Below are 9,242 nucleotides of genomic sequence, written 5' to 3'. Positions count from 1 at the left end.
GGCAGGAAGGACTGCGTCGGAGAAGGCACTTCCATGCCTTCGGCTTCGCAGAAGCGGCGCAGCCGCACCCGCGCGCCGTCGGCGGCGTGCACCTGGTCCAGGGGCACCGGGTCCGGGCTGGTCGCCGTGTGGACGGCGACCGGGACGGCCCCCGGGCCCCGGGAGACGGCCAGCTTCGCGATGGTCAGCGGCATGACCCCCATCGCACCCCCGATCAGCCGTGATCCCATCCCGGGCACCCGCCGTCCTTGCAGGTCAGACTGGATTCGAACGATAATCGAACGGTGAGTGAGGCGCCCCCGGAGCGGCAGAACGGCCCTGGGCCGCAGGCGGTCCTGCGGCTGCCGGACGGCCAGAGCCTGCACACCACGGTGTCCCACAGGTTCCAGGAGGCCGACGGCAGCTGGTGGTACGACGTCGAGGTCACCTTGTGGAACGTGGTGATCGACCGCAGCGGGATCCGCACCGCCGAGCCCTACCCGATCACCATCCGGGTCGCCGCCGACAACGTCTCCCCCATCGACGGCCAGGACTACCGCACCGTGCCCACCACCCGCTCCCACCTGGCCGTCAAACGCTCCCGCAGCGGCGGACGCCGCATCGGGCCCTCCGCCCACCGGTGACCGGGCGCCTTCTGCATTGCGGCGCCGTCCCTTTGCGGGCGGGCGGGCCGAGCAGGTGGCGCTCCGGCGCGCCACCCGGGCCGGAGGGCTTGCCGACCGGATGGGAACGTACGATCGAGCCGTGCCGCCCAAGACGAAACCGTTCGCCTTTCCCGAGAGCCTGCTGGAGCTCCAGCGCGCGTTCTTCGCGGCCAAGCGGGAGCTCTCCGAGCTGTACGCCTCCCTGCCTACCGGCACAGAGCACTGGCCCGAAGGTGCCCAGGACCGGGTGAACCGGCTGCTGGAGCGGCAGCGGCACCTGGCCGAGCAGATCCAGGGGGACGAGCACTGGGCCTCGGTACCCACCCAGGACCTCGTGGCGGCGCGGTCGAACCTGAAGCAGCAGGCCAGGTGAGGCAGCGAGGCGGTCGGTCACGTCCCAGCCCAAGAGCTGCAGGATCTCGCGGCTCGTGTCATAGAGCACAGCTCTGACCAGCCGGTCTTTGAGCTGTCTCAGCCCGTGTTCGGGTGCCCGTGTCTCAGGTCCGTGGCACTTGTTCAGGACCGGTCTCAGCAGCCGTCCGCTCCGCCCACTCGCACACGGTCACAGCATGCTCTATGTGGCTGACGATGTCTTTCTTGGACGCCGCGTCCAGGGTCTTCGGGATCTTGTCGAAGGTGTCGGGAAGGACGTCGAGCAGGCCCCAGATCCGTTCGCCTGACGGCGGCCTTCGTAAGCTCCCCGCTGGCGGCCACTTACAGCGAAATCTGTGAGGGCTCACGACATGTTGGACGTACTGCACTGGGGAGTTGCTTGACGTTTCCGGAACACTCTGGACGGTCTCACGACAGGCTGGACATGCTGTGGATCACAGTGAGGTTTTCATGTTTGCCCTGAATTGCCGGAGTGGTTGGTTCGGGTCCCGGGGGAAGGTGGTCAGCTCGACATCGCCGTCCAGCACCCGGAAGAGGCTGTCCTCGACCTGAATTGGTCACGACCTTGCCTGCGTGACGAGCGCCGAGGGACAGCCACTGGCCGGCCACCATCACGCGGCCGCCGGTGGCGACACGGCGGCTGGCCTGCAGGGGACGTGCCGCGGCGGAGCAGATTGAGCGGCGTGCGCCCCGGGGATCTTGGCGCGGTCTTCCGGCGGGATCGGTGCGGGGATCGTCTTGACCACCTGCCCGCTGGTGACGACGTGCATGAGTCGCCCCTCGAAGCGGAGCACGACCTGGCGTCCTTGCAGGTGTGCGGACAGGAGCAATTGCTGGCCGAGGAGTCCGACGTAGCCGTCGCGGGCGACGGTCCGCTCGACCTCCACGATGGCGTGCGCGGGCAGCGGTCCGGTCGGCAGCGCGGCCGGCGCCGGTTCGGGGCCGGCGATCCGGGCCCCGTTCTTGATCATGGCTTTGAGGTCCTTCGCGGTCAGCCGTGAGGGGCGGGTTCGCAGCATCTCGCCGTCGAGCAGGACGTGGAAGCCGCGCCGGTCGGCCCAGACGGTGACGGTGCGACCGCCGAGGGCGGGGCTGAACTTCGCCTGCTGGCCTCCGGGCAGACACAGCCGTCCCGCCAGGCAGATCACGGCGGTGAACTCCACGGCACGGATCTCGTCCTCATGGATTGGGGCGCGCTGGGCGGGCAGACCTGCCGGGACCTGCAGCGGCATTGCCGCTGGCTGCGGCTCCGCGGCAGGCGGCGGGATGACGAGATCGGCTTCCCGCATCGGCTTCTCGGGAGTGGGGCGGAAGACGTCGGCCGGGGTGGCCATGTCGAGCGACTGGTGGGGCCTGGAGTGGTTGTAGGCGTGGGCCCAGGCGTCGAGGGCTGCCTGGGCGGTGGCCAGATCGGCGAACGGGGCGGCATGGTCGAGGAATTCACGGCGCAGCGTCTTGTGCAGCCGTTCGATCTTGCCGGTGGTGGTCGGCGAGCGCGGCTTGGTGAGCCGGTGGGTGATGCCGTTCTCCCGGCAGATGCGGTCGAAGAGGACTTCGGCCGGGACCGGCTTGGTGTAGCGGCCGGTGAACTGCTTGCCGTTGTCGGTGAGAACCTTCGAGGGCACTCCGTGCGCGGCCATGGCGTCCGCGAAGGCAGCGCTGATCGCACGGCCGGAGGGGACGGTGACGACCTTGGCGAGCACGAGGTGGCCGCGAGTGGTCGTCGATGCCGGTGACAAGCTTGCACTCGCGGCCGTCGGCGAGGAACACCCCACCCATGATGTCCAGCTACCACAGCTGCATCGGAGCATCCCGCTGCCAGCGGCGATAGGTGCGGCGGTGGTTCTGCTCCTGGTTGTTGATCAGCCCGTGGCGGTCGAGGATCCGATGAACCGTCGAGCGCCCAGGGACCGGCGAGAGTCCACGGCGCCCGAGCTCGTGGACGATGCGCCGGGCACCCCACCGCGGATACGCGCGTCTCAGTTCGCAGATCGCCGCCTCCACTTCAGCCGGGACCTGGTGCGGCGAGGCATGCGGCCGACGGGAACGGTCCACGAGAGCCTGCAGGCCACCGTCCTAGTAGCGGGCCAGCCACGTGTACACCGACTGGGGCGAGGCCCCGCTCTGGCGGGCCACGTCGGCGACGGGAACCCCCTCGACTACCTGGAGCACCGCGCGGTACCGGTGCTCGGCCATCCACTGGCGGTCGTCCCGCACCTGGGCATTCGAGTCGTCGCTCACGAACAGACCAACGATCCGTCCGCATCAGGGACGTGCCGGGACCATCAAGGATCTCCTGGGCTTCCCCCGTCCAACTACTCGTGGGACTTCACACCGTCAGATTCGGGACGGGGCGGGAGAACAGCTGCGAACGGCGGGTGTTAACTTCCTTCCCGTGGTGGAGCACCAGGACGAGACAAGGGCGGCCTACGACGGGGTCGTCGAGCTGTACGCGTCGTTGTTCGCTGATCGGCTGGAGACGCAGCCGTTCTCGCGGAACATGATCGGCATCTTTGCCGAGCTGGTGCGTGGGACGGGGAACCTGCGGGCAGCCGATGTCGGCTGCGGGCCCGGACATCTGACGACGATGCTGCACGACCTGGGGCTGGACGCCTTCGGGCTCGACCTCTCCCCAGCCATGGTCGACCACGCCCGGCGGGCCCATCCGGCGCTGCAGTTCGACGAGGCGCGGATGGAGGCCCTGCCAGTCGAGGACGGCGCGCTCGGCGGCGTACTGGCCCACTACTCGATGATCCACACCCCTCCTGGGGAACTGCCCGCGCTGCTCGCCGAGCAGGCGCGTGTCCTGGCACCAGGGGGCCTGCTCTTGGCCTCGTTCTTCGCGACCGACGGGCCCGAGCCGGTCCGCTTCGACCACAAGGTGACGTCCGCCTATAGCTGGCCGGCGGACCAGTTCGCCGAGCTGCTGGATCGGGCCGGGCTCGTCACGTTCGCCCGGCTGCTCCACGACCCGGCCTCTGAGCGGGGCTTCCTCGACGCCCACTTGCTGGCCCGCCTCCGCTAGAGCATGGCCTTCGGTACTGATGGGCTCTGGGATTCAACTGTTGCCGGTTCCCCGAGGAACCCAGCCCACTGGTGACTTTGTGTGATCTCCAGTGGCGTGTCGGCTCCAGGTGCCTCCGGCTTGGGCGGCCAGCTTGGCGGTGGTGACCTGGTGGTAGCCGAGGGCGTCGGCGACGACGGGTGCAGGCATCTCCAGGACGTGCTGGCGGATCGCGGAGACCCGGCTGGCGATGGTGGGGATGCCGAGGCCGTTGACCAGAGCCGAGAGAGCGTCGGGGTGCATCGGCTGTCCGGCCCGGCGCCCGGGGAACAGCCAGCGCGAGTCGCGGTTTGTCGCGGTGTTCATGTTGTCCCGGTCGACGGTGGCCTGCGCCCGCTGCGCGACCCGGGTGCGCCGGAGCTGGACGAGGACAACGACGACGGGCAGGAGTGAGTATCAGGAGCCGGCCAAGCCCGACCCGTGACCTGTGTTCAGGGATCGCTTAGGCGGCAGAACTTCGCCTGAAGCAGATCGGTGAAGATACCGATGGGGTCGTCCCAATCGCCATTGCCCCAGTCGCCGTTGACGTTGGCGGTGACCATCCGTTCGCCATCGCGAGCGCCGTAGGCGTAGGACCACGATCCGAAGAGCGCACCCCCCATGCCCCAGACCGTTTCCCCGCAGGGCAGTCTCACTGAGGAAACGCCGAGGCCGTAGGCGGCGTTGGGAATCCAGTCGCGGGTGGGCACGGTGGTGAACATGTCACGTTGTTGGTCCGGTGGCAGTATCCGGCCCCCCAGCAGGGCGCGAAAGAACCGGTTGAGGTCCCCGGCGGTGGAGATCATGCCGCCGGCTGCCCAGAACATGGAGGAATCGAGCTCGGTCGCGTCGTGGACCGGCGCGCCGGGGTCGGTCTGGAACAGCTTCGTGTAGTGCCGGGAGTGTGACCCGTGGATCGTCGGATCGCTGCCGTGCGGCAGGTACGTACCAGTCAGGCCGAATGGGCGGGAGATCCGCCCTGCGATCTCCTCGGCAAGCGCGCGGCCGGTGGTCCGTTCGATGATCATACCTGCGAGGACGTAGTTGGTGTTGGAATACGCCCAGCCTGAACCCGGTTCGAAGGTGTGCGGACGGGACATGGCGATCTGCACCAGTGATTCGGGCGGGTGTGTCTCGTAACGGTTCAGTGCTTCCTGGTCATCGGTGTAGTTGAAGATCCCGCTGGTGTGGTTGAGCAGCATTCTGACGTTCACCCTGGCACCGTCGTGGTGAGGGCCATTCACCACCCCGGGCAGCCACAGTTCCGCGGTGTCGTCCAGGCTCAGCCTGCCTTCCGCCTCCAGCTGCAACACGACGGTGGCCACGAACGTCTTGCTGATGCTGCCGATGCGGAACCGGTCCTGCGGTGAACGCTTGCGGCCGGTTCGGATGTCGGCCACTCCTGCGGTCCCGAACCACTGCCGGCCGCCGTCGCAGACCTCAGCGAGAATGCCGGGAAGGCCGCCTTGAGCCACGGCTTGCTGAAGTAAGCGCTGGACCGCCTCGTGGCCCTCGGCCCCTGAGGCCGGCGCGGACTCAGATACCGCGCCCCCTGCTTTGGCCGGTTCGGCGCCCGGCCGGCCGCTGTCCGTTTGAGCGGTGTGCTCGTGCATGTGGTCCTCCTTGTCGTGTGTGACCCGTGGATGACCGCCCGGTCCCTCTCCACGGCGTGATTCACTGGCCCACCGGCCCTCAGCAGGGACTTGGCGCCCAGCGCAGCGTGCGACGCTTCGCGCACGCCTACCGGACCCACTGCACATCACGGCAAGGGGCACGGCCACGGGGTGAACTGGCTGCGTCAGCTGATCCCGGTGGTCACTGCTCCTGGCCGATGAGCGTCTGCCGAACGCGGTCCGCCAGCTCGGCCTGATCGATACCGGCCAAGGCGAGAGCACGCGGCACGGTGCCGATGTGAGCCTGCAGGATCCCGAGCAGCAGATGCGCTGACCGCAGGTCCTTCTTGCGAGCGGAGGCGAAGCTCCGCTCCAGCGCGAGTCTGGCGGACGCACCCATCTTGGGCTGCTGGGAAGCGTGGCTCGGCCCGGGAAGGTCATAGGCGGCCGGAGACACTCCAACCATGCTCAGGCTGTGCTCGCATTCTCGATCCAGTGCCTCGCGGACAGCAGCGCGATCTAGCCCGACCGAGGCCAGGACCTGCTGAGCGGTAGACCCCTGATCGGCGGCGAGCGACAACAGAAGATGGTGCGCGTCGATCGTCGCCGACCCATCATCCTGAGCTTCCTCCATCGCCCGCACGATGACCCCATGCAGGTACTTGTCAAACGCGCTCATCGCCGCGCCTCCTCAGCTTGACTCCGGCGGCGATGAGCCGCTTGGCGTGCTTCTTGTGGACGGCTTGGCGGGTGACACCGAGCGCCTCGGAGACCTGCGGCCAGCTCCAGCCCGCCCGCATGGCCTGCTCGACAGCGGCGGCCTCCAGTTGATCGGCAAGGCGCCGCAACGCCACGACAGCCGCCAGGGCGTCAGCGGGCTCAGGGGGAAGGGAATTCTCGCCGACGGACATGCAAGCAACTGTAGTTGACTGACGAGGATAGTCAACCTGAGTTGCTAACGACTGGTGGCTGGCACAGCGATCCCGCCGGAGGCTCGTGACCACGGACTCCCTGTCGGCAAAGGATCGTTGTCTTGAGCCGTCCGAAGGGCGTCCTTGATGTTGAGCAAGCCCAGGTGAGGCCCCGGGTTCTGCCTGGTGGATGTGGTTATCTGCCGCTGTCCATCACGCAGATTCCCCGGAGGTCCGATGCTCGTACAGCGCGTAGTGATGCCATCCTCGCCGCTTGAGTCATGGACGGTGCTCGGCGAAGACGCCGCCCCGGTCGAGCCGATCGAGCGCTACCTGGCCTACCTCACCGACACCGAGCGGTCCCCGAACACAGTCAAGGCGTACGCGCACGACCTGAAGGACTGGTTCTCCTTCCTCGGCGTCCGGGGCTTGGACTGGCGCGAGGTGCGGCTGGAGGACGTCGGCGAGTTCGTCGCCTGGCTGCGGCTTCCGGCGGCGGCCCGAAGCGGGGCCATCGCGGTGCTGCCCTCGCTTGAGCACCACTGAGGTGCGACGACGGTGAACCGGAAGCTCTCGGCGGTCAGCGCCTTCTACCAGCACGCCGCCCGCCACGGCGTCGACCTGGGCGAGCTGCTGACCACCTGGCAGCCAGCCGGGCGCCACGGTAGCGCGTGGAAGCCGTTCCTACACCACGTCACCAAGGCAAGCCACAGGCCCGGCGGGCAATCTCGCTGAAGACATCCAAGAAGCGGCCGCGGATCCTCACCGCCGACGAACTCCAGCGCGACCTCCAGCGCGAGCTGACCTACGACGGACCGCGGGCCGCCGAGGCCAAGGGCAGCAAGGGCGGACGACGCCCCGGCGTCCCGGCCGCTAAGACCGACGTCGTGCGCACCGCGTACCTGGAGGGCCGATCCAGAGGGTCAGAACTGGCGACCTCGCGTAATCGAGAGTCGCGTATTCCTCGGCTGTAGAGGGCTTGTGGTCACCGTGAGTGGTCGCCGGGGGCATAGTGCCGCCAGGTCCCTCCGCTCTCGGCGGCGAGTTGGGCGGTGGTGTCGTCGTGGTAGCCGAGCATGCGGGCGACCACGGGTGCGGGGGCCTGGAGCACGAGGTGACGGATTGCTGATGTGCGTCCTCGCTGGGTGGGGAAGCCCAGGTGGCGGAGGCGGAGTTCGAGGGTGTCCGGGCGTTCACCTACCTGGCCAGAGTGGTCGGCAGGACCTACATCAATTCACGGTCATTCCGGTGCTCTGCCGCAAGGCTGGTGCCCCGACCAGCGACGTTGTCGCCCAGATCACCAGTCACCGGGCTCGCTCGACGATCGCGACGCAGCTCTATAACACCAAGGAGCCGATGACCTTGTTCGAGCTGATGGCTTGGCTCGGACACCGCACGCCGACGGCCACGCAGCATTACGCGAAGATCATGCCTACGACGCTGGCGAAGGCTTACGACGACGCCGGGTACTTCGCGCGCAACGTTCACACGGTGGAGGTGCTCGTCGACCGGGACGCGGTCGCTTCCGGAGCTGCCGCCGCCGGGGAGCCCTGGCAGCACTATGACCTGGGGCACGGGTACTGCACTTACACGTTCTTCGAGCAGTGCCCGCACCGCATGGCTCGCGCCCGCTGCGACTTCTACACACCAAAAGGGTCGAGCAAGGCCCAGTTGCTGGAGGCCAAGGACAACCTGCAGCGCATGGTCGCCAGCATGCCGCTCGGCGATGAAGAACGCGCTGCTGTCGACGACGGCCAGGACGCCCTGGACCAACTGCTCGGACGCCTCGCCGATGTCCCGACACCGTCAGGCCCGACGCCAAGAGAACTCGACATCCCGCCAGCGGCGGTCCTGCTGCCCATCGTGGAGGTCAACCAGGGCAAACACTGAACTTCTTGACAAATTTGATTCCACAGAATCGAGTCCTTCAACAACTTCACCGACTGGCTGGCGTTCTGCAACGGCGGGGTGATCGCCGAGAAACGACCCGGTGGAGCAGGAGAAGGCGGTGAAGCTGACGTCTCTGCTCGCCAACTGCGTGATCTCCCACACGACCCTGGACCTCATGAACGTGATCCGCGAACTCCAGGCGGAGGGCTGGCAGATCACCGGGGAAGACCTGGCCGCGATCAGCCCGTACCTGACCGACCACATCATGCGGTTCGGCACCTACGCCACCACGGAGCTGACCGTGCGCCCGGGCGCATTCAACCCGCACCGCGGGCGCATTCAACCCGCACCTGGACGTCGAGTTCGAGACGGAGGAGCACCAGCCAGCCGCTGCCTGAGAGCCGCCCAGCGGCAGGGCGGGGGCCCGTCAAGTNCAGTGAGAACGTGTCCGAGTCCGAGACCGTCGAGCCCACGAAGGCTGCGTCGGTGAAGGCCGTGGACGACCAGTTGATCGACGAGCTGGTGGGCCGCGCCCAGGCCGAGGGTCTTCAGCTGACCGGCGAGGGCGGGCTGCTGCAGCAGCTGACCAAGCGGCTGCCGGAGTCCGCCTTGGAGGGCGAGATCACCGACCATCTCGGTGATGACAAGCACGACCCGGCGGGCAAGAACGGTGGCAACTCCCGCAACGGCACACGCTCCAAGACAGTGCTGACCGACGTCGGACCGGTGGAGATGACCGTGCCCCGCG

13 protein-coding genes and 3 pseudogenes are annotated in these 9,242 nt (G+C 67.9%); 8 read left to right on the top strand and 8 right to left on the bottom strand.

Annotated elements, in window-relative coordinates:
- A pseudogene (locus IEY86_RS35175) lies at window positions 1-194 on the bottom strand (hypothetical protein); the annotation flags it as partial.
- A gap of 90 nt (window positions 195-284) precedes the next feature.
- Here IEY86_RS35175 and IEY86_RS35170 point away from each other — a divergent pair.
- Together IEY86_RS35170 and IEY86_RS35165 are read left to right on the top strand one after the other, a co-directional pair.
- Window positions 285-623 carry a hypothetical protein gene (locus IEY86_RS35170; RefSeq protein WP_189135974.1) on the top strand — a complete coding sequence of 113 codons (339 nt, stop codon included), beginning with the start codon at window positions 285-287 and terminating at the stop codon, window positions 621-623.
- A gap of 121 nt (window positions 624-744) precedes the next feature.
- Window positions 745-1,017: a DUF8825 domain-containing protein gene (locus tag IEY86_RS35165; protein ID WP_189135973.1), complete on the top strand. Its 273-nt coding sequence runs from the start codon at window positions 745-747 to the stop codon at window positions 1,015-1,017.
- 124 nt (window positions 1,018-1,141) lie between these two features.
- Here IEY86_RS35165 and IEY86_RS37320 read toward each other — a convergent pair.
- Window positions 1,142-1,321, bottom strand: a pseudogene (locus tag IEY86_RS37320) (hypothetical protein); the annotation flags it as partial.
- Window positions 1,322-1,471: 150 nt separating this feature from the next.
- Window positions 1,472-3,233 (bottom strand): annotated as a pseudogene (locus IEY86_RS38420) (IS481 family transposase).
- A gap of 199 nt (window positions 3,234-3,432) precedes the next feature.
- Here IEY86_RS38420 and IEY86_RS35145 point away from each other — a divergent pair.
- Entirely contained in the window at window positions 3,433-4,062 is a 630-nt protein-coding gene (locus IEY86_RS35145; RefSeq protein ID WP_189135969.1) for a class I SAM-dependent methyltransferase, read from the top strand.
- Between the two features lie 33 nt (window positions 4,063-4,095).
- Here IEY86_RS35145 and IEY86_RS35140 read toward each other — a convergent pair whose 3' ends face one another.
- From IEY86_RS35140 to IEY86_RS35125, 4 genes are all read right to left on the bottom strand, one after another.
- Window positions 4,096-4,407, bottom strand: coding sequence for a hypothetical protein (locus tag IEY86_RS35140; RefSeq protein WP_189135968.1), 312 nt, complete (start codon window positions 4,405-4,407; stop codon window positions 4,096-4,098).
- Between the two features lie 125 nt (window positions 4,408-4,532).
- Window positions 4,533-5,693: a serine hydrolase domain-containing protein gene (locus IEY86_RS35135; protein ID WP_189135967.1), complete on the bottom strand. Its 1,161-nt coding sequence runs from the start codon at window positions 5,691-5,693 to the stop codon at window positions 4,533-4,535.
- 202 nt (window positions 5,694-5,895) lie between these two features.
- Window positions 5,896-6,372 (bottom strand): Clp protease N-terminal domain-containing protein, encoded by a 477-nt coding sequence (locus IEY86_RS35130; protein WP_189135966.1) that lies wholly within the window; start codon window positions 6,370-6,372, stop codon window positions 5,896-5,898.
- Complete coding sequence (locus IEY86_RS35125) at window positions 6,359-6,604, bottom strand: hypothetical protein (RefSeq protein ID WP_189135965.1); 246 nt, start codon at window positions 6,602-6,604, stop codon at window positions 6,359-6,361. Before IEY86_RS35125 ends, IEY86_RS35130 begins: the two co-directional genes overlap by 14 nt.
- A 258-nt stretch (window positions 6,605-6,862) precedes the next feature.
- Here IEY86_RS35125 and IEY86_RS37315 point away from each other — a divergent pair, with 258 nt between their 5' ends.
- Together IEY86_RS37315 and IEY86_RS38415 are read left to right on the top strand one after the other, a co-directional pair.
- The gene (locus tag IEY86_RS37315) at window positions 6,863-7,150 is read left to right on the top strand and encodes a site-specific integrase (RefSeq protein WP_229699053.1); all 288 of its coding nucleotides are present in this window, start codon (window positions 6,863-6,865) and stop codon (window positions 7,148-7,150) included.
- A gap of 125 nt (window positions 7,151-7,275) precedes the next feature.
- Entirely contained in the window at window positions 7,276-7,578 is a 303-nt protein-coding gene (locus IEY86_RS38415; RefSeq protein WP_373287145.1) for a hypothetical protein, read from the top strand.
- 11 nt (window positions 7,579-7,589) lie between these two features.
- Here IEY86_RS38415 and IEY86_RS37755 read toward each other — a convergent pair whose 3' ends face one another.
- Window positions 7,590-7,715 carry a hypothetical protein gene (locus tag IEY86_RS37755; RefSeq protein WP_265806175.1) on the bottom strand — a complete coding sequence of 42 codons (126 nt, stop codon included), beginning with the start codon at window positions 7,713-7,715 and terminating at the stop codon, window positions 7,590-7,592.
- A gap of 137 nt (window positions 7,716-7,852) precedes the next feature.
- On the opposite strand from IEY86_RS37755, the gene IEY86_RS35115 reads away from it, so the two are divergent.
- The 3 genes from IEY86_RS35115 to IEY86_RS35105 form a co-directional block, all read left to right on the top strand.
- Window positions 7,853-8,494, top strand: coding sequence for a site-specific integrase (locus tag IEY86_RS35115; protein WP_229699052.1), 642 nt, complete (start codon window positions 7,853-7,855; stop codon window positions 8,492-8,494).
- Window positions 8,495-8,594: 100 nt separating this feature from the next.
- Window positions 8,595-8,984 (top strand): Tn3 family transposase, encoded by a 390-nt coding sequence (locus IEY86_RS38410; RefSeq protein ID WP_373287144.1) that lies wholly within the window; start codon window positions 8,595-8,597, stop codon window positions 8,982-8,984.
- Window positions 8,939-9,242, top strand: a 304-nt coding sequence (locus IEY86_RS35105) for a transposase (RefSeq protein ID WP_189135963.1), incomplete at its 3' end; no start/stop codon positions are given. The genes IEY86_RS38410 and IEY86_RS35105, both read left to right, overlap by 46 nt.

Origin of the sequence: Wenjunlia tyrosinilytica (assembly GCF_014646055.1) — a bacterium.
GTDB classification, from domain to species: Bacteria; Actinomycetota; Actinomycetes; order Streptomycetales; family Streptomycetaceae; genus Wenjunlia; species Wenjunlia tyrosinilytica.
This window is presented reverse-complemented; position numbering and strand designations above follow the sequence as displayed.

Excerpts from the sequence above, each read along its gene's own strand:
- IEY86_RS35125 (WP_189135965.1), bottom strand. The coding sequence starts at position 6,604 with ATGTCCGTCGGCGAGAATTCCCTTCCCCCTGAGCCCGCTGACGCCCTG.
- IEY86_RS35140 (WP_189135968.1), bottom strand. The coding sequence starts at position 4,407 with ATGAACACCGCGACAAACCGCGACTCGCGCTGGCTGTTCCCCGGGCGC.
- IEY86_RS37315 (WP_229699053.1), top strand. The coding sequence starts at position 6,863 with ATGCCATCCTCGCCGCTTGAGTCATGGACGGTGCTCGGCGAAGACGCC.
- IEY86_RS35130 (WP_189135966.1), bottom strand. The coding sequence starts at position 6,372 with ATGAGCGCGTTTGACAAGTACCTGCATGGGGTCATCGTGCGGGCGATG.
- IEY86_RS35135 (WP_189135967.1), bottom strand. The coding sequence starts at position 5,693 with ATGCACGAGCACACCGCTCAAACGGACAGCGGCCGGCCGGGCGCCGAA.